Below are 26,227 nucleotides of genomic sequence, written 5' to 3'. Positions count from 1 at the left end.
TTCATCCCTAACTATTGCTTTTCCCCCATATGCATGGCTGCCACGCCACCCGTATAGGATTTCACTTGAACATTGGTTAATCCTGCTTCTTCAAACATTCTCTTCAATTCGATCTTGTCAGGGAAATCTTTAGCAGACTCCTGAAGCCAGCTGTATTCTTGATAGCTTTTAGCAAAGATTTTTCCAAAGATCGGCATAACATTGCTGAAATAGAAATAATAGATGGACTTAAATAAAGCATTGGAAGGCTGTGAAGTCTCTAGACAAACAACTTTTCCCCCAGGTTTAACAACACGGTGCATCTCTTTAAGTACCTGCAGATAATTAGGTACATTTCTAAGTCCGAACCCTATGGTTACGTAGTCGAAACAATTATCTTCGAAAGGAAGCTCCATTGCATTTCCGTGTTCAAACTCTACTTGCTTAACATGAGAATCCATTTTCTTTTTTATACCAACTGAAAGCATGTTGATGCTGAAATCGAGGCCAATTACCTTTCCATACGGTCCTACAGCATCTGCAAGCGCCATTGTCCAGTCACCAGTCCCACAACATACATCTAAAGCTTGATCTCCCTCGGAGACTTGCATCCGTTTCATTACATCGTTACGCCATAGCTTGTGCTGTTGGAATGAAATGATTGAATTCATTTTGTCATACCGGTTATATATTTTTTCAAATACGTGATGAACACGTTCCTCTTTTGTTTGCTGTTCCATTCTTACCCTTCTTCCGCTATCTTTCTCTGATTGAATTGGTGATGTATTGCAGCATGAACATAGGATTTGAGCCAATTAAAATGAATAGGAAGTTGGGAAACAGTCACTTCCAAACGATGGACGTGGCTTTGAAGGATTTGTTCGATATTCATAATAACTTGACCGCTGTTCCCAATGATCCCTGAACGGTTCATTAACACATCAATGAGCAGTGAGAATTTTCCTTCCTGGTAACTCTGCTTTTCTTCTAGTAATTTCTTAGCAAGCAGCCACTCACCGGCCATATCATTTATGGTTGTTTTCTGCACGTAAGAAGCAACTCTCTGAATTAACAGAGACTCGATTTTTTTCAGACCGTTTAGGAATTCTTGAAACGATTCCACATCTTTGTAGTAAAGCTCCATTTTTAGTTCATTGATTTCTTTAATTGCTCCTGCGAGTGTGTGGATCATCGGTATATCATCAAGTTGAGATAACAGATAGTAATATAAACCGCTGTAATAATCGCCAGCGAGTACGGTCAGCTGCCGCTGACGTATGGTTTCATGATCATCGTCCTCTTCTGTCAAAGACACAAGATCATGCGTATCCAAAGCAATTTGTACAAGCATGGTCGTAATGATATACTGCTCTTTTTTTACATCAGAAAGATTCGTATGATCCATAATCGACGTTAAGATAACCAATTTATCTTCATCTATGGTCGGTTCAGGTATGAAACGTGCCAAAAAAGGATGGCGAACTTTTGATGCGATTTTTTCTTTAAGTAGTTTGATATCGTTATCTGATGAATTCAACTTGATCACCTGATCCCTTCATGAACACTAATAAACCACACTCATTATAGCATAATTCACCATTAAGCGCTTTATATGTAAACTCGATTAAACAAGCAGAGCTAATCACTCTGCTTCATTCGTCAATTCTCCATGACTTGTCTGAATAACTGCTTTGCCACGAACCTTCACCGCTGAAGTATGTTCAGTAAACTGAGCAATCATAACTTCCCCACGGTCCAGCTTCTCTGAGTGATGGAACCTGGTATCCGTTCCACGTGTCAGCCCAATGACATTCACTCCATCCTCTAAGGCTTTAATGACAAAAAAATCATTATTTGATGTAGTCATATTATTCAAGCCACCTTCCTCTACTTCTACTATCTCTTACAAGCTTGTTCATGTCAAAAATTCTATACTCTCTTTATTTATGCCCAAAAATAAGAAAAAAGGGTGCAATTTGCACCCTTTTTAGCCCTATGTAGCTAATTATTTAACCGCATCTTTAAGGGCTTTACCTGGTTTGAAAGCTGGAACTTTGCTTGCAGAGATTTCAATCTCCTCACCAGTTTGTGGGTTACGACCTTTACGTGCCGCACGCTCACGAACTTCAAAGTTTCCGAATCCGATAAGTTGGACTTTCTCACCGTCTTTAAGTGAATCCATGATAGATTCGAATACAGAATCTACAGCTTGTGTAGCATCTTTCTTAGAAAGATCAGTTTTTTCAGATACTGCGTTGATTAGATCTGTTTTGTTCATGACATTCACCTCCTCCCAAGAGGGTTGATCTCATTCTAGTACACGATAATGCACTTCAAATGTTTATATAGCAGTCATCAATTGATGACACGCCTTATATTAAACGAGTTTCTGACGAAATTCAATAGATAATCCTTTAACAATCGCGTTACAAAGCGATTTTAAAGGTGAATTCCGCTTCATTTCATGAGTAGCTTACCATAATAAAATAATACATGCAAGAAGCTGCAACCCTTGTCATAACAGGATTTTAACTGTTTTTTTATCCTTTAAACGGATATTACGACATGGAAGACGGGAATTCCTTTATTTTTACTTAAATTTTTTTCGAAAAAAATGCTTTAATCCCCTATTTGTTCATGTTCAAGTAAGAATTTAAGAGCAATTGAACACAAAAACAGCTGTTTCCAAAATCGACTTCTTAACCTAAAGACTTGTCTTAAAGACTCTCCTTGGTCGTGATTTTAGAAGGCTGAGTCTTGACGTATTCCAGTCTAACCATCTCTCACTTGAGCTAAACCTACCCATTTAGCATCAGCATGAGTGTTCCTTATCTGAAGGCGTACTATTTCAAAAGGAATTCTTGGATTTATACTATAATAAAAACCTACAAATGATTGTAAGAAGGCTTATCAAAAGGAGTTGCAGAGTGTCTACAATAGGAAAATGAAATAAATTTATATACCGCTCAACCCTGCTTCCCATTTTTTCATCTTCCCTATCACGAAGTTATGTATTCTAAAATACAAGTATAAAGCGGAAAATTAACAAATGACATTTACGCTGTTTCGCAATAACCAAAAAAATTAAAAACGGCCCACTAGGAGCCGTTATAGAATAATTGCAATCATGCCGCCGGAGCCTTCATTTATAATCCGCTCCAGAGTTTCCTGTAATTTATATCTCGCATTTTCAGGCATTAAAGCTAGTTTCGCCTGGATACCTTCACGTACGATCGAACTTAATGAACGACCAAAGATATCTGAATTCCAGATGGATAATGGATCTTCTTCAAAGTCCTGCATCAGGTACCTTACCAGCTCTTCACTCTGTTTTTCTGTTCCAATAATTGGTGAAAACTCTGATTGAACATCAACTTTAACCATGTGAATTGAAGGGGCGACTGCTTTCAAACGAACACCAAACCTTGATCCTTGTCTAATGATTTCCGGTTCTTCCAGCGACATATCTTCAAGCGAAGGTGCTGCAATTCCATACCCCGTTTGTTTTACCATTTGAAGGGCATCGGCCACTTGGTCATATTCTCGCTTAGCATGGGAGAAATCCTGCATGATTTCTAATAGGTGATCTTTACCGCGGATCTCTTCACCTACAATTTCCTTCAAAACATGATCATAGAGGTATTCCGGTGCCTGCAAGTCAATCTCAGCAACTCCTTCACCAAGATCCATACCAGAAATATGAGCTCCCGTTATATATTCGTAATTGTCGAAATTACCAACAACTGTATCTACATCACGAAGCCGTTTGATGTCTTTTACAGTTTCTTCAATGGCCGCCTGGAAGTTTTCTCGGAGCCAGTGTCTTGAATCCAGCACCATCACCCAGCTCGGCAAGTTCACATTGACCTCTAGCACCGGGAATTCAAATAAGGCTTCTCTCAAAACGCTTTGTACGTCTTGCTCCCGCATACTTTCAACTGATAAAGCGAGTACTGGAATATCATACTTCTCAGCCAGTTGACTCCTCAGAGTCTCTGTACGTTCTGCGTGAGGCTGTGCAGAGTTTACAATCATAATGAAAGGCTTTCCTACATCTCTAAGTTCTTCAACGACCTTCTCCTCTGCCTCTACATAATCCTCGCGAGCAATATCTCCAATCGTTCCATCTGTGGTTACAACAATTCCTATTGTCGAATGCTCTTGGATAACCTTTTGGGTGCCTATCTCAGCTGCTTCATGAAACGGAATGGCTTCTTCATACCACGGAGTGTGAATCATTCGTGGTCCATGTTCATCCTCATAACCAACAGCACCTTTGACCGCATACCCTACGCAGTCTACCATACGAACACGAATGTCCAAATGGTCGTCAATATTGATGGTCGCTGCTTGATTCGGTACAAACTTTGGTTCTGTGGTCATGATTGTTTTACCTGCCGCACTTTGAGGAAGTTCATCCATCGCTCGTTCACGCTCGGATTCTTCTTCCATATTCGGCAAGACCACAAGTTCCATAAATTTCTTTATAAATGTGGATTTGCCGGTACGAACGGCTCCAACGACACCTAAATAAATATCCCCATTCGTCCGTTTGGAAATATCACTAAAGATATCTACCTTTTCCAAAGGATCCCCTCCCAAATAAAAAATTTCACCAACATACAAGCCTAGACAATCTAATTCTATGATGTTGTCCTAGAGAATTATGCAAGAAATTCTAGAAGCAATAGAAAACTGTACACCTTACGGGAAAGGCTCACATTTATTTTATGAATCTATAATCATCCTCATTCAAGATACTTAGATTTATAGATCCAATAGAAAAACCGCTCCCCAAAGGGAAGCGGTTCTTATTAGGAATCATATTCACTCATGAAGATGGGTTCTCCGTCTCTTACTGTATATGCTTCGGAGTAGCCGGGAACAAATGGTGCGTGATCCGTCAATAAGTAACGTATGTCATCTCCACTTTCATAAGAGTGGTCCTTGTTTTGCAAATAATTATAGAGGTCTTTTCGATAATCAATTAATACTTCTCCTTCGGCATTCAAATATACGGGAAGCATCTTCTGGGAATAGGGGCTGTCAATCATCGGTTCTTCTTCCAACCCAATTTTTTCATAATCTAATGTGTACACGCCCCGTGCTATTTGATCACCTAGCGGTGGATAGCGATTACTGTCTTGATAAAAGCTTACTTTTACTTGCAGTGATCTTAGTTCTTCAGTCGTCCTTAAATCCAGCACTTTTACGGTAGGATCTTTTTCAGGGTGAATGATCACGTACTGATAATGGCCGCCGTTTTCAAAGGAAGTTCCTGGTAGTTCTCCAATTAGCCCTTGTTCCTTCAGTTTACTGAAGTCAAGCTGATATTTTTGAAAAACAGGGGTATCTTGCGGTTTCGTTTTTATAGGTAATAGTCCGCCAGAATTGCTTTGAAAAGTATCGACAGCCGTTTGGACCGACTCCAATTGAACTTGATTAGGTACCTGGTTTTTCTGAAGCTGACCGCTTGGGTAAAGGCAGCCCGACAGGACAATCATGCACAGAACCAAGAGTAAAAATTTAAGCCATTTCATGATGAGGTCCCCCTTTTCTTACGCCGTCGGCCCACTGAAGACGATATAAAAAATTATGATTCCGCCAAGAATCATGAACGTATAGGCAAAGAATGCTACGATTCCAGATAACAGTCCGGATAATTTATGTCTGCTTAAATAGATCAATCCCAACGCAAGGAATAGAAATATGATTCCAGCGAAGGAAATGTACATTTTGAGCATTGACTCAGACATAGGTGTTCCCCCTTTATGTACATTTTGCTGTTCGTATTATATCACACGTGGATGTGAAAGCGTAAGGGTATCGACAGCCGTTCTGATGAGTATGTGTAAAGGCTCGCTTAAGGATATCTTTACAGGGTGCATGACCTGGATCCTATATGCATTCCATACCAATTACTTTATCCGTCTTTTTACCTTAACCGCCACAAAGCTTATCAAAAAAACACCGGAACGTATGTACGTTCCGGTTGACTAAATAATTCCCGATCAGCTCATGTATAATCATTGCTGCGAGTTATTTTATGCATATTATTGAAGGACTGCCTCCTCAGGCGCCCACTTTCCGATCAACCTTTTAAAAACTTTCCTAACGTGTTCATATCCAAAGGCATATTTTGCTTTGTAATTGCTTCGACGATTTTGTCTTCTTTTTTCTTAGATACTGGTTTGTTCGCAACTTTGGCTAACTGCCGTACCAATCTGCGAACTGTTTTCTCATCAGTAAAGTCCGCATTCTGTACAGAATTAGCTACTTTAAAAACATCTTCTGGATCGATATTGGCCTTCTTTTTCAAATGATCAAAAATATTCTTTTGAAAATCACTCATATACAGTTGACCTCCTCGTGCGTTAAGTTCTTGATAGTCTATGCACAAAGGAGATCATTTGTCAGTCATTCATTTGATCATCTAAGATATTTGTTAAATCTTCCATCTCATGTCTGCGAATTCTTGTCATTAACTGGTCCACGACATCTCTTGGATCCGCTTGTTCAAAAAGAATTTGATAAATTCCAGCAGTAATCGGCATCTCAACTTCTTGATCTTTAGAAAGTTGATAGGCAGCTTTCGTTGTGCGGACTCCTTCCACGACCATTCCCATCTGTTCCAGTACTTCATCTAAGTCATTTCCCTGACCTAATTTGTAACCGGCACGCCAGTTACGGCTGTGGGAACTTGTACAAGTGACAATTAAATCACCAATTCCTGTAAGCCCAGAAAAAGTAAGGGGATTAGCTCCCATAGAAGTTCCTAGACGGGCGATTTCAGCCAGCCCTCGTGTAATAAGAGCCGCTTTCGCATTGTCTCCATAGCCAAGGCCATCAGAGATTCCCGCTCCCAGAGCTATAATATTTTTTAAAGCACCACCAAGTTCAACTCCGACAAGATCCGGAGACGTATAAACCCTGAACTGACTATTGATGAAGAGGTCCTGTACATTCTCAGCAACATGCAATTCCCCTGCAGAAACTGTTACCGTTGTTGGCTGTCTCAGGCTAACTTCTTCAGCATGACTAGGTCCTGAGAGGACAACAATATCTTCGTAAAACTCTTTAGGTATCTCTTCTTGAATAATTTCTGAGACACGCTTATAGGTTTCTGGTTCAATACCTTTTGAAGCGTGAGTAATGATAACCTTCTGTTTAAGTACCTTCGTCAAATCCTGACAAACTTCCCGAATTGCTTTGGTTGGTACAACAAGAACGATGTGTTTAGCACCATCAACAACTTTGGACAAGTCATTATCGGCTACAATTGCTTCGGGGATAGAGATCCCTTTCAAATATTTCTCATTTGTGTGCAGACGATTGATTTCATCGGCATGTTCTTTCCTATGTGACCATAAAGCAACCTCATGACCGTTATCGGCAAGGACAAGGGCAAGAGCAGTACCCCAGCTTCCTGCCCCTAGAACAGCTACTTTTTCCATGTTACCTACTCCCTTCATTTACGATCAACTGCGTTTTCTGGCAAAAATTTTAATAGGAGTTCCTTCAAATCCGAAAGCCTCTCGTATTCTATTTTCCAAGAAACGCTCATAAGTGAAATGCATTAGCTCAGGTTCGTTGACAAACACGACAAAGCTAGGCGGTTTAACAGAAACTTGAGTAGCATAGAAAATTTTCAATTTCTGACCTTTAATGGACGGAGATGGATTCATGGCTAGCGCATCCATGATCACTTCGTTCAATATATTGGTCTGTACACGTTTAGCATGGTTCTCACTAGCTTCAAGCACTTTTGGCAGCAGCGTATGAATCCGTTTCTTCGTTTTTGCCGAAAGAAATACGATAGGAGCATAATCCAAGAACCGGAAATCGGAACGGACTTTATCTTCAAATTCCTTCATCGTCTTTTCTCCCTTATCCACGGTATCCCACTTATTGACAACGATGATCACAGCTTTTCCAGCTTCATGAGCATATCCGGCAATCTTCTTATCCTGTTCCTGAATCCCTGTATCAGCATCAATGAGTGTCAAGACCACATCAGATCGTTCTATCGCTTTCAACGCACGAATGATACTGTATTTCTCAGTTGATTCATACACTTTACCTCGTTTTCTCATCCCCGCTGTATCAATAATCACAAAGTCTCGATCGTCTTTAGAGAAAGGTGTGTCAATCGCATCCCTAGTGGTTCCAGCAATATCACTGACGATAACACGCTCCTGACCTAAAAGACTGTTAACAAGGGAAGATTTCCCTACATTCGGCCTGCCGATCAAACTAAAGCGAATCGTATCATCTTCGATTTCTTCTTGTACTTGTTCCGGGAAGTGATTAACAACCTCATCCAGCATGTCCCCTAAGCCAAGGCCATGTGTACCGGATATAGGAAAAGGCTCACCAAATCCAAGCGAATAAAATTCATAAATATTCTCCCGCATTTCAGGATTGTCAACCTTATTCACAGCAAGGACAACTGGTTTATTCGATTTGAATAATATTTTTGCTACTTCTTCATCAGCACCTGTAATTCCATCACGGCTATTGACCATGAAGATAATAACATCTGCTTCATCGATTGCCACTTGGGCTTGCGCTCTCATTTGTACAAGTAGCGGCTCATCACCAAGTTCGATCCCACCAGTATCTATCACATTAAAGGTTGTGGTCAGCCATTCAGCTTCAGCATAGATACGGTCACGAGTCACCCCAGGGGTGTCTTCTACAATGGATATTCTTTCTCCAACAAGCCGATTGAAAATCGTAGACTTTCCAATATTCGGCCGTCCAACTATCGCGACAACTGATTTTCTCATGAAAGGATCATCCTTTCCTCATTCTAATTTCATTATTCCACGTTTTATCAAGCATGAAAACGTAAAAGACGGAATCATCCTTTGATAATCCCTCTCTCATTGGCAAAAAAAGACTGCTCTTCTATGGGCATGCTGCGCGACAGCTTCTCTCCATAGAACAGCAGATAGCCATTAACTTTCTTATTTTAGCAGACTTTCTTTTAATACTCAATTCAAATTAATGCTTTACGATAATATAGAGAGAATCACTTAGACGGTGAGCAATACCGTCTAGAATTGCTTCTAAGTTCGCAGCTACAGATTCCATTTCCTCTTTCGTATCACAATGGAAGACTGCAGCACTTCCTGAAACTTTATCTGATTTTAATGTAATGGAAGCTAGTATCGCTTTTTCCATCTTCACAGCTTATCCCTCCTGACTCATCCGCTTCGAAGGCATTTGTATAGCATTTTCTAAAACTGGCACAGATGAAATGATTTCTTTCGCTCTTACAGGATCTTGAAGTTGTGGAAGGATAAATACCCCAATCCTTCCGTCATTCAAATCCCTTTTAATTAAAGGGACAAGAGCAGGCGTCCCAGAATCCCTAAAAACACCTAGACTTACGGAAACATCATGCAAAATTGCTTGCCTCTGACCAAGGTTAGCGATAGTTGAACGCACGCTAAAAGACTTAGGGGTTAGGATAAATCCCATCCCATACTTCATGATTTCTTTTTGCCTTTCTGGCAACCCTATATTCATGATATAAATGTTATCTACGTAAAGGCCTGCCCCATCAAAATGAAGCTCAGATTGTTCCACCGTTACAATATCAGACAATTTAGAGCCGCTCATAAGAAATTTTGCAAGGACAAAACATAAGATTGTTGCTACAACAGAAGCCCAAATATTTATAGCCAAATAACATAGCGTGACTACAAAAGAAGTGAAAATGACTAAATAATTCCGGCTTTCGAATGTCACGGCAATACCTTCAATATACGTATTGCCTCGTGGCACTAATTCATAGGAGTCCATCTCTGTCAGAGTATTCCGCTCCATATTTCTCACTTCACGGAATTGAGAAGCTGCTAGAGTCAGAAAGGTTACAGCAGTGAACTCTTTTTCCATAATAGAAGGTATAGCAATTGTTCCTAGTGATGCAGCAATAAACCCTAGAGATAAATGAATGATTTTCCCGTGCAAATAAGTGGGATACTGTCTGTAATCGCTGCGAAGCATAAAGATTCGCAACGCTGTACCGACAGCAATTCCAGCTATAATGGGATAGGTATATTCGTTCACATCAATGCAGCTCCTTTGTTTATTCGCTGAATTCTTTTCTTTTTATTCATACTTTTCAGCTTTTCTAACCCATGAAAAAATAGTAGGATTAGAATTCCTTGTGCAGCTAGTAAAAGAATTTGATTATTGAAAAACACTCCACCATCAGAATATAACGAAAGAATCAAATAAGAGCATAGCGTACCAATAGCAACCATCAATAGCCACATCCCTATCAATCCTTCTAGATCCCTGCAGAAATACTTCAATAATAATAAAACGGCTATCAATCCTATGGGAATCCCGGGAAGCTCAAGCCAAACCGGATTTACCATAAAAAAGAGTTGAAAGGAAGTGTAGCCTATACTTAGTACAAAAGGCCAAAAGTGTTCGATCCATCCCCTGTTCCTACTGGTCCAGAATATGAGCCCAAAGAAACCAAGAACTGCAATATGAAGGTAGAAATGCTGTTGACCATTCCAAAAAGATAAAGAGTATGTAGACATACTTATCCCTGTAAAAAGCAAGATTTTCAATCTTAATTGGGATTTTTGAATAAAAAAATAGGCAATAATCGAAATCGTCCAAGCATACCAATAGTAGGTGGCAGTCATACGACCCTCTCCTTCTTTTCTATTATAGGTAGCTTGAAGTAGGTTTAAACGAAATCAATAAAAAAAGCCTATGACTGCTGTCATAGACTGGAACTTATCCTTTGCTCTTTCCACTCTTTCGTTCGACCATAAAGTACGTACGGCTTTCCTTTAAAATCTCGCACTGTGTTAGCATTAAGAAGCATCATAGCTATTTTAATCTCTTGATGAATATGACAAATTTCTGCAACCAAAGCTTCTTTCCCATCTTCGAGAAGCACTCTTAAAAGGTTTCCCGCCATGCCGAAAGCTTCGCTGCCAAGTACCATGGCTTTCACACCGTCTAAGCCATTTCGGATGCCACCTGAGCCAATAATGTGAAAATCACCCCTATCATGAGCTGTATGCGTAGCTTCTATAATAGATAGAGGAGTTGGAATTCCCCAGTTGTTAAAGGACTCAAGTTGCTTATCCCGCCTTCTGTTTTCAACTCTGGAAAAATTCGTCCCTCCTAGTCCGGCGACATCCACATAACGGACACCTATTGTATATAATTGCTCCACAGTTTCCTTCGACATTCCGAAACCAACTTCTTTTATAATTACAGGGATTTCTATTTCTTTAACTATTGTTTCGATTTTTTTTAATCGATCTGTAAAATCACGATCTCCTTCAGGCATAATCATTTCCTGTAGGGTATTAATGTGGATTTGTAAAGCATTCGCTTTTAGCATATCTATTGCCTCATTGGCTTGCTTTGCATCCGCTTCACTTCCCACATTTGCAAAGACTATCCCCTCCGGATTGACTTCTCGAACAACTTCGTAGGTTCGCCTCTCTTCAGGATTCTTAATAGCTGACATTTGAGAACCGACAGCCATTCCTATACCTGTCTCTTTAGCAGCTAAAGCTAAATCACGATTGATTTGCTCCGTTTTCTCTCCACCACCACCGGTCATTGCATTAACAAAAAGAGGGGAACTTAAATTAAGTTCCCCAACTTTAGTATCTATGCTTAATTGATTAAAATCCAGTCTCGCTAGACTCTGGTGAACGATATTCACATCATCAAAGTGATTGTAAAAATTGCGTTCATGACCCAAGGCATGGTGGATATGATCAATTTTCCTCTCAGATCTTGTCATATCCATCATCCAATCATTATTTTTTATACTTATCTAGTTTATCACCAATCATATCACTGAGTGAGAATCCAGAATTATCGTCTTCTTTCTCATACTGCTGAATTTCCTGACGTGATTCCTCACGTTCAAGCTCCTTCATACTTAGAGAAAGACGCTTCGCATCCTCATCAACATCAAGTACTTTAACTTGGACTTCCTGACCCTCATCAAGAACTTCTCCAGGAGTTCCAATATGACGGTTCGAAATTTGTGAAATGTGTACAAGACCTTCTACACCTGGGAATACTTCAACAAAAGCACCAAAGCTTACAAGACGTCTTACAGTTCCCTCAAGAACTTCGCCTTGTTTTACTTTGTTTTGAAGGTCGTGCCAAGGTCCTGGCTGTGTAGCCTTCAATGATAGAGAAATTCTTTCATTGTCACGATCAACGGAAAGTACTTTAACTTTTACTGTCTGTCCCTCCTCAACAACATCAGATGCTTTCTCAACATGCTGATGGGATAGCTGAGAGATATGTACGAGTCCGTCAATCCCTCCAAGGTTAACAAATGCACCGAAGTCAGTTAAACGCTGGACGGTACCTTCAATTACTTGACCTTCCTCCAATGAATGTAGGACTTCTTGTTTTTTAGCAGCTTCTTCCTGCTCTACGACTGCACGGTGAGACAGGATGACACGATTCTGCTCGCGATCCAGTTCTACAACTTTAAGGGATAGGTTTTTACCTTTGTAGTCTTCAAAATCTTCTACATAATAGGTTTCAACTAAGGATGCTGGAATAAATCCACGGAGACCGATATCAACGACAAGACCGCCTTTAACGACGTCTTTGACCTCTGCTTCAAAGATCTCTCCGCTTTCAAATTTCTCTTCAAGGTCCTGCCATGCTTTATCCGCATCCACAGCACGCTTAGAAAGAACGATTTCATCGTCTTCTACTTTTTTCACCTGAAGTGTGAGCTCATCACCCTCGCTCACTGCGTCAGATGCTTTTTCAACATGAAGGCTGGATAATTCACTGATAGGTACAATCCCCTCTACTTTATATCCAACATCTACGAGGACCTGTTTTTCTTCAATTTTTACGACTTTACCAGTCACAATGTCCCCTGCAGAGAATTCTTTCATTCCAGATACTTCTTGATTCATTTCATCCATACCAAGCTACCTCCTTCAATTTCCGACACAACCTTATAATACAGAAATGCCCTTTTGTCTAACTTCTAATATTTAGAGCTTTTTGTCAAGTGTTTACGCTTCTCTCATCGGTGATTTTTATGCAATTGTCTGATTTCTTCCATAATTCGATCTGTAACGACTTGAGCCGACGCTTTTTCTTGTCGAAAACTTGTCATATCAATTGGTTCACCATAAACAACCTTTAACGGTTTGAATTTTTGATAAGGACCAATGATTGCACACGGAACAATCGTAGCTTCAGATCGAAGGGCAAAAAAGCCTGCCCCTGCCAACCCTTTGCCGACTTCCCCGTTTTTCTGACGTGTGCCTTCAGGAAACAGCCCCAGGGCGTGGTTTTCCTTCAACACATTCAGACCTTGCCTTAAAGCATTGCGGTCCCTCATCCCTCTTTTTATTGGGAATGCATGGACTCTTTTCAATATTCCCCCAAAGAACTTGTTCTTAAACAACTCTTCTTTAGCCATGAAATAGATGTTTCTATCGCTTGTAATCCCTACGACAGGGGGATCAAAATTAGAGATATGGTTGGAACATATGATTACAGGACCGTCCTTTGGGATATTCTCTTTACCAATGACTTTTATTCGGTATAGCGGATAGAAAATTACTGTACAAAGAAACTTCCCTAATTTATAGAGATTCATTCCTTCATCCCTCCCTATGCTGCTTTTCTTTGACAATTGCAATGATCTTGTCAACTACTTCCTCAATTGACAGTGAGGTTGTATCTACTTCAATGGCATCCTCTGCTTTTACTAAAGGAGCGGTTTTACGATTAGAATCAATCTCGTCTCTTTTCCTTATATCTGACTTAATCTCCTCCAGATTCGATTCGTATCCTTTTTGTTTATTTTCCTTATGTCGTCTCTCCGCTCGTTCTTCTACAGAGGCTATCATGAAGATTTTAACGTCAGCATTAGGAAGTACATGCGTACCAATATCACGACCGTCCATTACTACGCCTTGCTCTTCAACAAGCTCCTGCTGGCGTTTCACCATCTCTTCACGAACAGATTTATGTTTAGCAACGATCGAAACTTGGTTGGTCACTTCGTTAGTTCGTATAGCTTCAGATACGTCATCTCCATTCAGAACCACCTTTTGCCCCATTGGAGATTGAACTAGTTTTAATTCTGTATTTTTCAAAAGTTCGGTGAGGGCTGTTTCATCCTCGAGCGTTACATTTTCTTGGATCGCTTTCCAAGTCAAAGCTCTGTACATTGCTCCAGTATCTACATATATAATAGAAAGCTTTTCAGCTACTTTTTTAGCTACTGTACTTTTCCCTGCTGCTGCGGGACCGTCAATTGCGATTGTCATTGTGTTCATAACTTCATCTTCCTCCACTTTCCTTACTACGTACAAAAGCGCACTTGTTTATAGGAAGCGCGCTTATTCGAATTATTAGATTTTCCTCTGTAAAGAATAACATAACTAAATATAAAAAATCCATGAAATCCTCTATTTCAAACCCAGCTTTCTTATTTGCCTCTGCTGGTCAAAGCAGTGTTTCATGATTATTTGTCTGTGTTTTTCTGTTATGCTTTGAAACTCGGCAGATAGCCTATTTGGATACCCTTGTTCTTGTTCAGTGATACGAATAATCCTCGCACTTGTATGTACACGTATGGAGCTTTGATTATTCAATGGTAAAACTAGAATTAGTTCTACTGCCTGCTGCTCTGAGAAGGAAGAATTAGGTGGTTCAATTATTGCCACCCCGCCACCGCTTATATCTTGAGTTATCGTATTAAATAGTTGCTTTTCGTCTTTAATCACCGCATCCAGGCTTGAATTAACACGTACGTAACTTCGCCTCTGGACCCTCATAAGGTCCTTTTCCCCTGGAAAATGTAATACTATAATAGGAATATTAGTATTAGTCTTTTCCCTGCCAATGACTTCTGTATTAAATATGTAAACTGACTCATTTTCGCTGACGAAACTGGCTTGAAATTTTGCTCCTTCAAGAATGACCCCTGTTTTTCCAGTCCTAACATTGACCGGATAGTCGATGCAAATAAAATTGGGGTTACAATCTAACAGTTTACATCTATATTTTTCGGTTCTTTCTTCAGCTTCATTCTGAATTTCTAATGTAATCACCATGCCAATCTTCATAATCCCCACTATTTTCTCCCCCTTTGTTATGAAATATAAAAGAACCACCTTTTTCAAGGTGGTTCTTTTACTACACTTCTTGATTAAATTTCATTTCGGATTTTTTCAGTGTTTCTACTTTCTCCTCTTCACCGTTCGTAGCGTTGATGAAGATTCTATAGGTGGTATTTTCCATAGTGGTTAAAAATTCATAACAGAGCACCTGTTCTTTAACATCATTCTCTATCACTGCCATATGCTGTTCTTGAATTTTTAATTGTGGGTTAACCTTGTCTCTAGCTTCTTCTTCTGATATCTCAGCTGGGTTTAAATTGCGGTCATTATGGTAATTATAATATTCCCTAGCTGATAAACCGAGAACTTCACCATCATCAAGTGCCACTTTGACTACAATGGAATCCGGGAAATAGCGGACACCATCTTTCGTGTATACAAAACGAAATACACCGACCTTATCATATTGACTGCTTTCGATAAGCTCTAAGGAGGATATATCTAATCCTTTAGCAAATTCCCTTGCCTTGTTAGAAGCTTCATGCAGACTGATTTTTGCCTTTTCTACTGGCCTGCTGATCATGATGGTAAGTGGATGCCCACCTTTTTCTGTTAAATCAATATAGCCGTTCTTCTTACCGTTTTGAAAAGAAGCGGTGTAGGTAGGAACATCAGCTCCTTTACCTGATTTTGTTAATGTAAGTTTGGACTGATCCACTTTTTCAAGCCAGTCACTTGCGACTTTCTTAGCTTCATTTTCAGAAAGTTTTTCACCTTTAAGGTAGCGGTATTGTTGTTCAGGTTTCTTCGTACCCATTCCTGCTTCCATTGTAGATTGCGTATATCCATCTACAGATTTTTCTACCGTTTTAAAGCCGTTCACAATTGTGTTATCCCCTACCTCGTCATTGGTTGCCAGGGCCAACTGAACGTCCATCCATCGCAAGTTATCCTTAAGCACTACATTTTGCACCTTACGCAGCTCATTTTCAATTTCACCAGATTGTTCGTGTAGTTGTTCAAGCATTTTAATTTCTTTTTCACTAAGAGGTTTTTTCTCCAAATCTCTTACGGCTGAGCGATAAGCAAAGTCTCCAACATCATAAAGAAATTCTTCCGTCTTATTAAAAGGGAGTAGCGTCAGTGGGAGCTGACCGACATCTGAATTAGCTTCAGAGGCGATCTTCCATATTTCTGCGAGTTGTGGAGACAACTGCTTTCGTGAGTTCATTGCGAGAGACGCTCCAATTTTGTCGTGCAAAAGGTCGATATTATAGGTCAACTCATGAAAAGCTCGCTGATAGCTGTTTTCTGCTTGAATGAGAACAGCATTCTTATCCTGGTTTTCCTTATAACCCCAGACTCCTGCTCCAATCGTAGTTAAACTTAATACAATGATAGCGATTGTACGAATCATGCTTCCACCTCCTATTTACAGAAAATATGTTTACCGATTTGTTTAATTTGCGGTCTTCCCCAAATCCAGCTCGAAGTTGCTGTGTTCGGGTTGAAGTAATATATTGCTTGTCCTGATGGGTCCCAGCCATTGATTGCATCTAATACTGCATCTCTAGCCTGATCATTTGGTTCGAGCCAAATTTGTCCATCTGCTACAGCGGTGAAAGCGCGCGGCTCAAAGATGACTCCAGAGACTGTATTTGGAAATGATGCGCTGCTCACTCGGTTTAAAATAACCGCAGCTACAGCTACTTGCCCGACATAAGGCTCTCCTCGAGCTTCACCATATACAGCATTTGCCATTAATTGAATATCATTCTGCGAAAACCCACTAGGAACGTTAACAGCTGTCGGCTCTTGAGGTTGAGCTTGCTGCTGCTGTTGTTGAGGTGCTTTTTGGCCTTTTTTACTGGTTTGCTGTTGTTTCGGAGTACCTCCGTAATAAGTAAAATCATTTCCTTGGCGAATTTGCTCTTTAACGAAACCTTCATCATATTTACTTGCTTTTATCAATTTGTTCTTGACTTCCTGTCCAACTAGCCCGTCAATTTCCAAACCAAACTCATACTGAAAGTTTCTCACTGCCCAATAAGTCCCCCAACCGAATACTCCATCAATTTCTCCATTGTAAAAGCCTAAGTATTGAAGTCTTGATTGAAGTTCAATAACGTCATCACCTGTTGCCCCTTGTTGGATGACTTGATTTGAGAATCCTTGTACAGGTTTGATGTTCGTCCATTCAGATAACGGCAAAACCAACATGGCCAGACCTATACAAACAATCGTTGTCTTCTTCCATAACATCCGTGTTCCACCCCTGACCAATAGAATTTATTTATATCGGTAGTTTCTATCGGTTTAGGAAGTTTATACATTTTTTAGATATAAAAAAACCGCCGAGGACCGACGGTTCTGTTGAAGTTACGATTTTAACAGCTTCTCATGATGTTTATTTGCAACACGGATTTTTCTTATGCCTATCATCCATAAAATAAGCATGAACGGAAGGATTCCGTATATCCACTTTTGATCAAATACGGTAATGATAAAATCATAAAAGCTATGCAAGGATACTGGAATTAACAAAGCAAAAAACAGACAAAGTGTTGAATTTGAATTCGAGAACTTGGCTTTTCCTAAATAAAATCCCATAATAATACCAAACAATGCATGAGATGAAACTGGAAATACAGCTCGCATCAAAGCAATCTCTATTCCATTAGCAAATAGATAGATGATATTTTCCACAGTCGCAAACCCCAAACTGATCGCTACACCATAAATAATACCATCATAGTGGTGGTCAAAGTCAGAGTGGCGAAATGCCACAAATAATAAGAAGAACCATTTAAAAAATTCTTCTAACAGTCCTGCCAAAAATACTGATTTTAAGAATGGACTTTGGAAAAATCCTTCTGATTCGAAGGCGTATTGAATAAACATGATCGGAAATACCATAATGACCCCGATGACAAACATTCTTATAATCAAAGGCAGAGGTTCTAGTTCAATCCGCTTACTTAAATAAATAAATGTCATAATGGCCACTGCAGGAGCAATTGCCGCTGTTAATAAGGCCATAGTTCATCAGCCTTTCCCCTAAATTCACCTAAGTTAAATCGTATCACGAAGCTATTGGAAAGGGAACCGATGTCTGGGATATGATGTAAAGAACGCAAACTTTTGACCTACCTCAAACGTAGTACCTGCATAGGTATTAAGGGTTAGTATTTAATTTCACCTTCGTAATCGGACGCAAGAATTACAGCTAGTTTAATTCTTGCTTTTTTACTATCATCATCGTCACCAAGAATGACTCCATGCTTATATAAGTCATAGGCACTCCCAAGGTAGTCGTAAGTCGTGTACACCGATCCTTCTTCAGAAGTAGTTGTAATAACAATTGTGACCCCTTCGTCAATTGACCGTATAATTTCTCCCATCATCCCTGGAGCCACTTGCCCACGTCCTACCCCTTCAAGTATAATTCCTCTAGCTCCACTTTCCCTAGAAGCCTTAATAAAAGTGCCATCAGCACCAGAGTAAGTTTTTACAATGTCTACCCGAGGAATGTACGAAACCACATCATACACCTCACGCTTAATAGGTTTCTGATAAATGTGGACTTCATCGTTGTCGATAATTCCCAGGTAACCAAACCCAAAGGCATTGAACCCTTGAATATTGGACGCATGCTCTTTTTTCACGTATTTGGCAGGGAAGATCCGTTCGTTAAAGACAACTACAGCTCCCGCATTATGTAAATCAGGACTACAAGCAGTATAAATGGCATGCCTAAGATTGATATAAGCATCACTTCCCATTTCACCAGGAGATCGCTGGGAACCTGTGATAACGACTGGACGGTTATCATCCACCGTTAAGTCCAAGAAGTAAGCGGACTCTTCCAGAGAATCAGTTCCATGAGTGACAACAACTCCAGCAACAGCATCATCCTTAAAATATTCCTCTATTTTCTCTTTAACGAAGAGTAAATCTTGAAAATCTATGTGCATGCTTGGCTTTTGAAATACGGATTCAATGATTACATCGATATCTGTGGGTAACTTAAGCATTTCAGCGAGTTCTTCTCCAGTCAATGCTCCTGAAGATAACTTTCCTGACTCTTCATTAGGTACACTTGCTATTGTACCTCCCGTTGTTAATAAGACTACTTTGCTCACAATAATCTCCGCCCTTCTTATGTACTCCTCCATTATTATAACAAAATCAAACAAGTTTCACTTTACAGTATTAGCATTTGATAAACGATAACATTATTACGGATAATAGCAGTATTCTTGAAGACTTGAGTTTGAAATAAATCAATAAGGAAATTTTCCGTACATAGCCTGAATTAGGAATCCCTGGAAATGACTCGCTTTCCGTGGGCATGTGCTAAGTCTCTTCAGACTTCGTCTTCCGAGCCCTCACCGATCATGTACCTCCCACAGGAGTCTCGCCATTTCCAGGGATTCCTTCGTTAATGAGACGTACGGAAACACCTCAAGTTCATGAATCTAAAACTTATTACTATTTTTAGGATAGAAAAGAATCCCCTTAGAACGCTGTTTCATGTCAAATTATTATAAAATTCTTAGAACGGCTGGATGCTTTTCAAATTTCAGTCGGTCCGTTCATTAAAGGGTAGATGGGTCGGCTTGAAAACAGCGTGACTCCCGTGGGAGAAGGGGCTAGGCAAGACCCCACAGAGAGCGCAGCGATCGAGGAGGCTTGCCAGTTCCCCCGCAGCAAAGGGAGTTGTTTTCAAGCCGACCCTAACTCTTATGGTTCAACGGACCCGTGAAAATCCCGAAACTGATTCTTCAAGATAAGGAGGCTTATCTTGAAGTCATCTTCACAGTTTCACATACATTTCCATACAAAATATATAACAAACAAAATATAAAAGAGCCCCAGACGAGGGACTCTTAAGCTTATTAATTGTCTTTATTATTTATAGAAAGAGCAATCTTCCCACCATGATGACGGCCATTTTCTATAAATATTTCATTGTTATTATAACCGGCTGCAATTACTCCAGCAATGTAAATGCCTTTCACATTGGTTTCCATTGTTTCTTCGTTAAACGTAGGTCTTCCTGTTTCCTTATCAAACTCAACACCCATCTTGGTCAAGAATCCGTGATCAGGACGATAACCAGTCATGGCAAATACAAAATCATTATTCACTCGTTTTGTTTCGCCTTTACATTCATAAATGACTTCGGTTTCTGTGATCTCTTTTACATTTGCACAAAATTCCATCTTAATTAGATCTTTTCTGACTAGCGCCTCGAATTGAGGTAAGATCCAAGGCTTGATACTTTTAGAATAGTCTTCGCCTCTGTAAAGAACGGTAACATTTGCACCTGCCTTCTCGAGTTCGAGCGCAGCATCTGCAGCGGAGTTCTTCCCTCCTATAATAACTACATCTTTCTTATAAAACGGATGAGCTTCTTTGAAATAATGTTGTACTTTAGGAAGCTCTTCTCCTTTTACTCCCATATAATTCGGCTGATCGTAATATCCTGTAGCAACAATCACTTGCTCAGCTTTGTATTCTTTCTTTTCGTTTTCCTTTGTTTCTGTCTCTAAGATGAAGCCTGAGTCCATTGAATTTACTTTCACTACTTTTTCAAAAGCATTCACTCGTAAGTTTTCACGTTCCGCAACTGCACGATAGTACGCTAATGCTTCATTACGTACCGGTTTCTGACGTTCAGAAATAAATGGGATTTGTCCGATTTCCAGTTTTTCGCTTGAGCTGAAAAATGTCTGATGAGTCGGATAATGATAAATCGAATTAACGATATTACCTTTTTCTATAATTAATGGTTCAATTCCTTGTCTTTTCAATTCTATGGCCGCGCTCATGCCGCACGGGCCGCCACCAATTATGATGACTTTCTCCTCTTGTTGCATGTTTCACACTCCTCTTTCCGTCCACAAGCTCTTTAAAAGAGCTGCCATTTAAACAAAATAAATCTCCTACCATATAAATGATAGGAGATTATACTTATTGAATCAACCTATATCCATCCGCGGAACCTTGAAGCTTCCGCCATTTTGCGGACTCCGACCATATAAGCTGCAAGACGCATATCGACTCTCCGGTTTTCTGCAGTTCTGTAAACGTTATCAAACCCTTTAACAATTACCTTGTGAAGTTTTTCTTCTACTTCTTCTTCTGTCCAGTAATAACCTTGGTTGTTCTGGACCCATTCGAAGTATGAAACCGTTACTCCTCCTGATGAAGCGAGTACATCGGGGACAAGAAGAATACCTCGTTCGGATAAAATTCTTGTAGCGTCTAGAGTTGTCGGGCCGTTAGCAGCTTCAACTACAATGGATGCCTTTATGTTATAAGCGTTATCTTCAGTGATTTGATTTTCAATGGCTGCTGGGACAAGAATATCACAATCAAGCTCCAGAAGTTCTTCATTCGTTATCGTATTTTTGAATAAATTCGTTACTGTGCCAAAACTGTCACGACGATCAAGTAAGTAATCTATGTCCAATCCATCAGGATCATGCAATCCACCGTATGCATCTGAAATACCAATAACCTTTGCCCCTCGGTCATGCATAAATTTAGCTAAGAAGCTGCCAGCGTTACCAAAGCCTTGGACGACAACTCTTGCCCCTTCTACATTGATGCCCTTTTTCTTAGCTGCTTCTTCAATGCAAATGGTTACTCCTTTTGCTGTTGCAGTTTCACGGCCATGAGAACCACCTAAGACAAGAGGCTTACCAGTAATAAAGCCAGGATTATTAAATTCATCAATTCGGCTGTATTCATCCATCATCCAGGCCATAATCTGAGAGTTTGTAAAGACATCCGGTGCAGGAATATCTTTTGTCGGACCAACAATTTGACTGATGGCACGAACATATCCACGACTGACACCTTCTAATTCTCTGAAAGACATTTCGCGAGGATCGCAGACGATACCGCCTTTTCCTCCGCCGTATGGCAAATCAACGATACCCGCTTTAAGACTCATCCAAATGGATAAAGCTTTGACTTCTTTTTCCGAAACACTAGGGTGGAAACGAACACCACCTTTAGTAGGTCCTACCGCGTCGTTGTGCTGAGCCCGGTAGCCAGTGAATACTTTGATTTGGTCATTATCCATTCTTACCGGAATCCTGACCGTCATCATACGGACAGGCTCTTTCATAAGTTCATATACCTCATTGGGATAACCTAATTTATCAAGTGCTTTTTTGACCACTGTCTGAGTGGATTTTAACACGTCAAGTTTGTCATTGTTTTCATTTGCAGAATCTGTTGGCTTATCGGCTACCATCCATTTACCTCCTAATATCCGTCCATTCGCTTTTCGGGGTCATCTTTCAGTGAATAGTATACACTTTCGCACCTATTATGGAAAGCAAGAATTAAGGTTTTCTCCCCTTTTACAAAAGAAAATGTAAGCGATTACACCTTCTGTTTTTTACCTGCTACTGAGAGCTCAACGAATTTTTGGATCAGATCGTCATAACTCCACCCGATTTCCTGTGCTGAATCTGGAAATAAGCTAGTTGGTGTCATTCCTGGTAATGTATTAACTTCAAGAATGATTGGCTGGTTGTTTTCATTAATAATGAAATCCACACGGGAGTACACGTCACATCCGAGCAATTGGTGGGCAAGAACTGCTTCTCTTTGCAGCTGATCCGTGAGTGAACTATCCACTTTTGCAGGGACAATATGTTCACTTCCCCCAGGTTTATATTTTGAATCAAAATCGTAATAATCATTCTTAGGAATGATTTCAATGACTGGGAGTGCGCGTTCACTTCCTTTATGTCCAACTACAGGAACAGTCACCTCTCTTCCGCCTACATAGTCCTCTACTAGAATGATAGAGTCTGACTTTGCAGCCGTTTTGATCGCCTCTGCAATCTGATTTTCTTCTTTTACAATCGTTAAACCCAGGGTAGATCCCTCTTGATTCGGTTTGATAACAAATGGCAAGGAGAAGGATTTCTTCACGTCTTCCTGAATGCCTTTGTGCCAATCACTATTGGACACATCATATGTTTTACTATTCGCTGTTTGAATGCCATTTGATGAAAAGATTTGCTTAGACTTCGCTTTATCCATGGCTAAAGCAGAAGCTAACACTCCAGATCCAACATATGGTATTTCCAGCATATCCAATAGACCTTGGATTCTTCCGTCCTCACCATAACGCCCGTGCAGACCAATAAAAACTAAATCGACGTCTAATTGAAGGACCTCGCTTATTCTTTTAGGGGAAAAATCTATACCAGTAACCTCATGGCCTTTGTTTTTCAATGCTTTTATAATTCCCTGTCCTGTCGATAAGGAAACTTCTCTTTCACCAGAAGTTCCACCATATAATACCGCAACCTTCATAGTGCACACTCCATTTCATAACTACATAAGAATCAATCTATATTCCATTACATCTTAACATTTTAACTCAAGCTCTTCTATTTAAAAAATATGCTTCTATACATTTAATTGTTCTTCAATTTAAAGAGAGATCGTATCTCTCCCCCGCACGTGATTCGTCAGTACCCTAAATCCTTTTAAAAATATAACTCACAAGATGCTAAAAAAATAAAAAGAACGAAGCTTGAAGGAAGCATCGTTCATACTCACACACCTATGAAAAATATTCGACAATCGTTTCACATGCATGACTGTCCATGATTGTCTTCCCGTATTCTATCAAGCGATGAGAAGTGGCTGTAGATGCAGAAGCGAATTCCGATAATAATGCGATAACCTGATCAGGTTCTAAGTGCCAGATATCTTCATCACGAAGCAACATATAGTAGTGTTCATGATAAAAATAAACACTTCCACCGATGACCTTCAGTTGATTCAAATGAATCCCTGCTTGAATGACATCTTCAAAATTATCAAAGCAGAACATCATTTCGTTTCTTTCATCCAGCGTTACCTTCATTTCCATATAGTCTTCTTCATCTTCAATATCAACAGGTTCGGTTCTCGTAACGACAACTAGCATGCCTTGCGCTTGCAGTAAATACACCTGCACCAACAACACACCCGTTAATTCAACACCGAGCTCTATGCCAGCATCGTACATCATATCGCTGAATATCCGATGAACTCTTGGGAGATCGCTCCACAGTTCATCGCGAGATAATCCTCTGTCCATTAAATCATCAAATGTGAGAAATATCTTAAATTTCTCATTAGACATTCTCTCTACCCGCACATGATCGCCCCCCTGTCACAATGTGTGTTATCTATATCCTATGATGACTGATGTGATTATGGCACCTTTTTTCAAATTATATATGAGTTTTCCTCAAAGGGGCAACCATTTTAAAATGGTTAAAAATCAATTCGCTTTCAGCCAGTTGTCCCAGTCTTTCCTTGTATTCCCGACAATAAATGGTTCCATACGCTTTTTATCCAGTTCCGATAATCGATCATAAGCATATCCACCTAATCCTACTTTTAGTTCTGGGAACTGTTTTTGCAAAGACTCCGCCAATCTCACGGTTATAGGGATGTTTTTCTTTAAAGTACAGGACATAAACATAAACATAGGTTCAACTTCTTCAATCACTATGTCAATATCTCCTCCCGCAATGCTTTGGCCGAGGTAAATGACTTCATACCCCTTACGCTTCAGGTAAAAAGCAAATATCATTAACCCCAGCTCATGGCGCTCATTAGGGCCACAGACCAGCAAAGCTTTTGGAAGGATCGATTCAGAAGGTACGGACAATAACATCATGCCTATACGCGAACGGATAAAGTGGCTGGCAAAATGTTCATGTGCGCTTGTAATCTGATTCTTTTCCCAGAGGTCCCCTATTCTCACTAAAAGAGGGCCAATAATATCAATTGCAACTGTCTCTGGTGTGAAGAGTGTGAACGCATGGTCCAATTTTCTTTGGGCTTCATGTTCATTAAAAGACAGCAATTGATCAAGAAGCTCTTCGCCTAATTTATCTAATTGGCTGGAATCATCTGTTGTAGCTCCTTCTGTCATCGTTTCCTGGTTGCTTTCCAAAAGAGACACAGCTTGTGAAATGGTAAATCCTTTGTCCACTTTTTCCATCAACCATTTTAAAATTTTTAAATGTTCATCCGAATACAAACGGTGGCCAGCTTCATTCCTGGAAGGACGGATCATTTGATATCGGCGTTCCCAGGCACGTAAAGTACCGGGCTGAATACCTACTATTTGAGACACTGCTTTAATATTGTATTTTGGTTTTGTAGTCGCCATCGGACTGCCTCCACATTCTCATTTTGCTTTTATTATATAGTAACGATCTTTAATGTGTAAAATTTGTATATTCTTTTTATAATGTTTGAATAACACTTACCTTGATTTTCTCACCGTAATAAGATGACATTCTGCCCTCGTCCCCAAACGAAGAGGCATCAAGGACGTTCCATATCCTTCACTTATTAAAAGAGGGCGGCTGTACTTACTGAACCACCCTCCTCTCGTATAAGGTCCTAAACCAAAGATTCGTATTTGTCCTCCATGAGTATGACCAGTTAGAATTAAATCAAACCGCTGCTGATCAACCTTATTCATTTGTTTGAACACATATGGATCGTGTACACAAAGGATCTGATAAGGATGACGATCTTTTATATGGTACATATGTCTTCTTGGCTTTAAGAAATAAGGGTCGATACCACTTAGGACTATCTTTTTCTCTCCTCGCATAGGAATTGTCGCATCCCCATTAGAGAGCACTTGTACATTTTCTGATTCCAATATATCTACAACATCATAATCTATAAGTTCGTGATCGTTATTACCAGGGATAAAGTAGAGTGGTACTTTCCATTTCTTTAAAGCTTCTATATTATGTTTCAACTGAGACATAGTTGTACGTTTATCTACTAAGTCGCCTCCGACAATTACCATATCTATATTTTCAATTTTGCTCAGGGTGGCTTTTTTAATTACTCGATTATGGATATCAGAAATAAAAAAAATGTGTAATGGTTCATTACCAGGATAAGATTCAGCTTCAATCGTATGAAATTCCAAGTGATCATTTTGCGCCGAGTAACGCATGTATAAGTACAATAATAAGGCTGCAGCCGTTACTGCTAGTAATAACCAAAGCAATATTGAATTCCTCCTGAAATTCTAAAGTAAAATTCATCTTACCATAATATCAAATACGATAAAAAGA

Annotated in this window: 28 protein-coding genes; all 28 read right to left on the bottom strand. The window is 39.8% G+C overall.

Annotation, left to right across the window (positions count from 1 at the left end; genetic code table 11):
- Positions 1-11: 11 nt before the first annotated feature.
- Positions 12-719, bottom strand: coding sequence for a demethylmenaquinone methyltransferase (locus HM131_RS10535; protein ID WP_085029720.1), 708 nt, complete (start codon positions 717-719; stop codon positions 12-14).
- A 2-nt stretch (positions 720-721) separates the two neighbouring features.
- A complete protein-coding gene (locus HM131_RS10530; protein ID WP_085029719.1) occupies positions 722-1,525 on the bottom strand; it encodes a heptaprenyl diphosphate synthase component 1 in 804 nt (267 codons plus the stop codon).
- 96 nt (positions 1,526-1,621) lie between these two features.
- On the bottom strand, positions 1,622-1,846 hold the full coding sequence (mtrB, locus tag HM131_RS10525; RefSeq protein ID WP_085029718.1) for a trp RNA-binding attenuation protein MtrB: 225 nt from the start codon (positions 1,844-1,846) through the stop codon (positions 1,622-1,624).
- Positions 1,847-1,984: 138 nt separating this feature from the next.
- Entirely contained in the window at positions 1,985-2,257 is a 273-nt protein-coding gene (locus HM131_RS10520; protein WP_014643523.1) for an HU family DNA-binding protein, read from the bottom strand.
- Positions 2,258-3,087: 830 nt separating this feature from the next.
- Positions 3,088-4,566 carry a stage IV sporulation protein A gene (gene spoIVA / locus HM131_RS10515; RefSeq protein WP_085029717.1) on the bottom strand — a complete coding sequence of 493 codons (1,479 nt, stop codon included), beginning with the start codon at positions 4,564-4,566 and terminating at the stop codon, positions 3,088-3,090.
- Between the two features lie 227 nt (positions 4,567-4,793).
- Positions 4,794-5,519 carry a hypothetical protein gene (locus tag HM131_RS10510; RefSeq protein WP_085029716.1) on the bottom strand — a complete coding sequence of 242 codons (726 nt, stop codon included), beginning with the start codon at positions 5,517-5,519 and terminating at the stop codon, positions 4,794-4,796.
- Between the two features lie 18 nt (positions 5,520-5,537).
- Positions 5,538-5,735 carry a DUF2768 domain-containing protein gene (locus HM131_RS10505; RefSeq protein WP_085029715.1) on the bottom strand — a complete coding sequence of 66 codons (198 nt, stop codon included), beginning with the start codon at positions 5,733-5,735 and terminating at the stop codon, positions 5,538-5,540.
- Between the two features lie 335 nt (positions 5,736-6,070).
- On the bottom strand, positions 6,071-6,331 hold the full coding sequence (locus HM131_RS10500; protein WP_085029714.1) for a stage VI sporulation protein F: 261 nt from the start codon (positions 6,329-6,331) through the stop codon (positions 6,071-6,073).
- A gap of 61 nt (positions 6,332-6,392) precedes the next feature.
- A complete protein-coding gene (locus HM131_RS10495; RefSeq protein ID WP_085029713.1) occupies positions 6,393-7,433 on the bottom strand; it encodes an NAD(P)H-dependent glycerol-3-phosphate dehydrogenase in 1,041 nt (346 codons plus the stop codon).
- A 24-nt stretch (positions 7,434-7,457) separates the two neighbouring features.
- Positions 7,458-8,768, bottom strand: coding sequence for a ribosome biogenesis GTPase Der (gene der, locus HM131_RS10490; protein WP_085029712.1), 1,311 nt, complete (start codon positions 8,766-8,768; stop codon positions 7,458-7,460).
- Positions 8,769-8,985: 217 nt separating this feature from the next.
- Positions 8,986-9,171, bottom strand: a complete 186-nt coding sequence (locus HM131_RS10485) for a capping complex subunit for YIEGIA (RefSeq protein ID WP_157130801.1) — start codon at positions 9,169-9,171, stop codon at positions 8,986-8,988.
- 3 nt (positions 9,172-9,174) lie between these two features.
- Positions 9,175-10,056 carry a YIEGIA family protein gene (locus tag HM131_RS10480; protein WP_085029711.1) on the bottom strand — a complete coding sequence of 294 codons (882 nt, stop codon included), beginning with the start codon at positions 10,054-10,056 and terminating at the stop codon, positions 9,175-9,177.
- Positions 10,053-10,649 carry a YphA family membrane protein gene (locus HM131_RS10475; RefSeq protein WP_085029710.1) on the bottom strand — a complete coding sequence of 199 codons (597 nt, stop codon included), beginning with the start codon at positions 10,647-10,649 and terminating at the stop codon, positions 10,053-10,055. Before HM131_RS10475 ends, HM131_RS10480 begins: the two co-directional genes overlap by 4 nt.
- Positions 10,650-10,729: 80 nt before the next feature.
- Entirely contained in the window at positions 10,730-11,782 is a 1,053-nt protein-coding gene (fni, locus tag HM131_RS10470) for a type 2 isopentenyl-diphosphate Delta-isomerase (RefSeq protein ID WP_332308702.1), read from the bottom strand.
- A 7-nt stretch (positions 11,783-11,789) separates the two neighbouring features.
- The gene (gene rpsA, locus HM131_RS10465; RefSeq protein WP_085029708.1) at positions 11,790-12,932 is read right to left on the bottom strand and encodes a 30S ribosomal protein S1; all 1,143 of its coding nucleotides are present in this window, start codon (positions 12,930-12,932) and stop codon (positions 11,790-11,792) included.
- A gap of 104 nt (positions 12,933-13,036) precedes the next feature.
- Complete coding sequence (locus HM131_RS10460; RefSeq protein WP_085029707.1) at positions 13,037-13,618, bottom strand: lysophospholipid acyltransferase family protein; 582 nt, start codon at positions 13,616-13,618, stop codon at positions 13,037-13,039.
- Positions 13,619-13,622: 4 nt separating this feature from the next.
- Complete coding sequence (gene cmk / locus HM131_RS10455; RefSeq protein WP_085029706.1) at positions 13,623-14,303, bottom strand: (d)CMP kinase; 681 nt, start codon at positions 14,301-14,303, stop codon at positions 13,623-13,625.
- A 132-nt stretch (positions 14,304-14,435) separates the two neighbouring features.
- A complete protein-coding gene (locus HM131_RS10450) occupies positions 14,436-15,095 on the bottom strand; it encodes a flagellar brake protein (protein WP_232324944.1) in 660 nt (219 codons plus the stop codon).
- 70 nt (positions 15,096-15,165) lie between these two features.
- Positions 15,166-16,506 (bottom strand): germination protein YpeB, encoded by a 1,341-nt coding sequence (gene ypeB, locus HM131_RS10445; protein WP_085029704.1) that lies wholly within the window; start codon positions 16,504-16,506, stop codon positions 15,166-15,168.
- An 11-nt stretch (positions 16,507-16,517) separates the two neighbouring features.
- Entirely contained in the window at positions 16,518-17,309 is a 792-nt protein-coding gene (gene sleB / locus HM131_RS10440; protein ID WP_408607134.1) for a spore cortex-lytic enzyme, read from the bottom strand.
- 159 nt (positions 17,310-17,468) lie between these two features.
- Positions 17,469-18,128, bottom strand: coding sequence for a glutamic-type intramembrane protease PrsW (gene prsW / locus HM131_RS10435; protein WP_085029702.1), 660 nt, complete (start codon positions 18,126-18,128; stop codon positions 17,469-17,471).
- 143 nt (positions 18,129-18,271) lie between these two features.
- Positions 18,272-19,264: an asparaginase gene (locus HM131_RS10430; RefSeq protein ID WP_085029701.1), complete on the bottom strand. Its 993-nt coding sequence runs from the start codon at positions 19,262-19,264 to the stop codon at positions 18,272-18,274.
- Between the two features lie 723 nt (positions 19,265-19,987).
- Positions 19,988-20,971 (bottom strand): YpdA family putative bacillithiol disulfide reductase, encoded by a 984-nt coding sequence (locus HM131_RS10425; protein ID WP_085029700.1) that lies wholly within the window; start codon positions 20,969-20,971, stop codon positions 19,988-19,990.
- Positions 20,972-21,078: 107 nt separating this feature from the next.
- On the bottom strand, positions 21,079-22,359 hold the full coding sequence (locus tag HM131_RS10420; RefSeq protein ID WP_085029699.1) for a Glu/Leu/Phe/Val family dehydrogenase: 1,281 nt from the start codon (positions 22,357-22,359) through the stop codon (positions 21,079-21,081).
- Positions 22,360-22,490: 131 nt separating this feature from the next.
- Positions 22,491-23,435 (bottom strand): D-alanine--D-alanine ligase, encoded by a 945-nt coding sequence (locus HM131_RS10415; RefSeq protein WP_085029698.1) that lies wholly within the window; start codon positions 23,433-23,435, stop codon positions 22,491-22,493.
- 253 nt (positions 23,436-23,688) lie between these two features.
- On the bottom strand, positions 23,689-24,270 hold the full coding sequence (locus HM131_RS10410) for a genetic competence negative regulator (protein WP_085029697.1): 582 nt from the start codon (positions 24,268-24,270) through the stop codon (positions 23,689-23,691).
- A 126-nt stretch (positions 24,271-24,396) separates the two neighbouring features.
- Positions 24,397-25,296: a MerR family transcriptional regulator gene (locus HM131_RS10405; RefSeq protein ID WP_085029696.1), complete on the bottom strand. Its 900-nt coding sequence runs from the start codon at positions 25,294-25,296 to the stop codon at positions 24,397-24,399.
- Positions 25,297-25,392: 96 nt separating this feature from the next.
- Positions 25,393-26,160: a metallophosphoesterase gene (locus HM131_RS10400; protein ID WP_085029695.1), complete on the bottom strand. Its 768-nt coding sequence runs from the start codon at positions 26,158-26,160 to the stop codon at positions 25,393-25,395.
- Positions 26,161-26,227 lie beyond the last annotated feature (67 nt).

Origin of the sequence: Halobacillus mangrovi (assembly GCF_002097535.1) — a bacterium.
In the GTDB taxonomy this organism is placed as follows: Bacteria; Bacillota; Bacilli; order Bacillales; family Halobacillaceae; genus Halobacillus; species Halobacillus mangrovi_A.
This window is presented reverse-complemented; position numbering and strand designations above follow the sequence as displayed.

Excerpts from the sequence above, each read along its gene's own strand:
- HM131_RS10535 (WP_085029720.1), bottom strand. The coding sequence starts at position 719 with ATGGAACAGCAAACAAAAGAGGAACGTGTTCATCACGTATTTGAAAAA.
- mtrB (WP_085029718.1), bottom strand. The coding sequence starts at position 1,846 with ATGACTACATCAAATAATGATTTTTTTGTCATTAAAGCCTTAGAGGAT.
- HM131_RS10520 (WP_014643523.1), bottom strand. The coding sequence starts at position 2,257 with ATGAACAAAACAGATCTAATCAACGCAGTATCTGAAAAAACTGATCTT.
- HM131_RS10510 (WP_085029716.1), bottom strand. The coding sequence starts at position 5,519 with ATGAAATGGCTTAAATTTTTACTCTTGGTTCTGTGCATGATTGTCCTG.
- HM131_RS10505 (WP_085029715.1), bottom strand. The coding sequence starts at position 5,735 with ATGTCTGAGTCAATGCTCAAAATGTACATTTCCTTCGCTGGAATCATA.
- HM131_RS10500 (WP_085029714.1), bottom strand. The coding sequence starts at position 6,331 with ATGAGTGATTTTCAAAAGAATATTTTTGATCATTTGAAAAAGAAGGCC.
- HM131_RS10495 (WP_085029713.1), bottom strand. The coding sequence starts at position 7,433 with ATGGAAAAAGTAGCTGTTCTAGGGGCAGGAAGCTGGGGTACTGCTCTT.
- der (WP_085029712.1), bottom strand. The coding sequence starts at position 8,768 with ATGAGAAAATCAGTTGTCGCGATAGTTGGACGGCCGAATATTGGAAAG.
- HM131_RS10475 (WP_085029710.1), bottom strand. The coding sequence starts at position 10,649 with ATGACTGCCACCTACTATTGGTATGCTTGGACGATTTCGATTATTGCC.
- fni (WP_332308702.1), bottom strand. The coding sequence starts at position 11,782 with ATGATGGATATGACAAGATCTGAGAGGAAAATTGATCATATCCACCAT.
- rpsA (WP_085029708.1), bottom strand. The coding sequence starts at position 12,932 with ATGGATGAAATGAATCAAGAAGTATCTGGAATGAAAGAATTCTCTGCA.
- HM131_RS10460 (WP_085029707.1), bottom strand. The coding sequence starts at position 13,618 with ATGAATCTCTATAAATTAGGGAAGTTTCTTTGTACAGTAATTTTCTAT.
- cmk (WP_085029706.1), bottom strand. The coding sequence starts at position 14,303 with ATGAACACAATGACAATCGCAATTGACGGTCCCGCAGCAGCAGGGAAA.
- HM131_RS10450 (WP_232324944.1), bottom strand. The coding sequence starts at position 15,095 with ATGAAGATTGGCATGGTGATTACATTAGAAATTCAGAATGAAGCTGAA.
- ypeB (WP_085029704.1), bottom strand. The coding sequence starts at position 16,506 with ATGATTCGTACAATCGCTATCATTGTATTAAGTTTAACTACGATTGGA.
- sleB (WP_408607134.1), bottom strand. The coding sequence starts at position 17,309 with ATGTTGGTTTTGCCGTTATCTGAATGGACGAACATCAAACCTGTACAA.
- prsW (WP_085029702.1), bottom strand. The coding sequence starts at position 18,128 with ATGGCCTTATTAACAGCGGCAATTGCTCCTGCAGTGGCCATTATGACA.
- HM131_RS10430 (WP_085029701.1), bottom strand. The coding sequence starts at position 19,264 with ATGGAGGAGTACATAAGAAGGGCGGAGATTATTGTGAGCAAAGTAGTC.
- HM131_RS10425 (WP_085029700.1), bottom strand. The coding sequence starts at position 20,971 with ATGCAACAAGAGGAGAAAGTCATCATAATTGGTGGCGGCCCGTGCGGC.
- HM131_RS10420 (WP_085029699.1), bottom strand. The coding sequence starts at position 22,359 with ATGGTAGCCGATAAGCCAACAGATTCTGCAAATGAAAACAATGACAAA.
- HM131_RS10415 (WP_085029698.1), bottom strand. The coding sequence starts at position 23,435 with ATGAAGGTTGCGGTATTATATGGTGGAACTTCTGGTGAAAGAGAAGTT.
- HM131_RS10405 (WP_085029696.1), bottom strand. The coding sequence starts at position 25,296 with ATGGCGACTACAAAACCAAAATACAATATTAAAGCAGTGTCTCAAATA.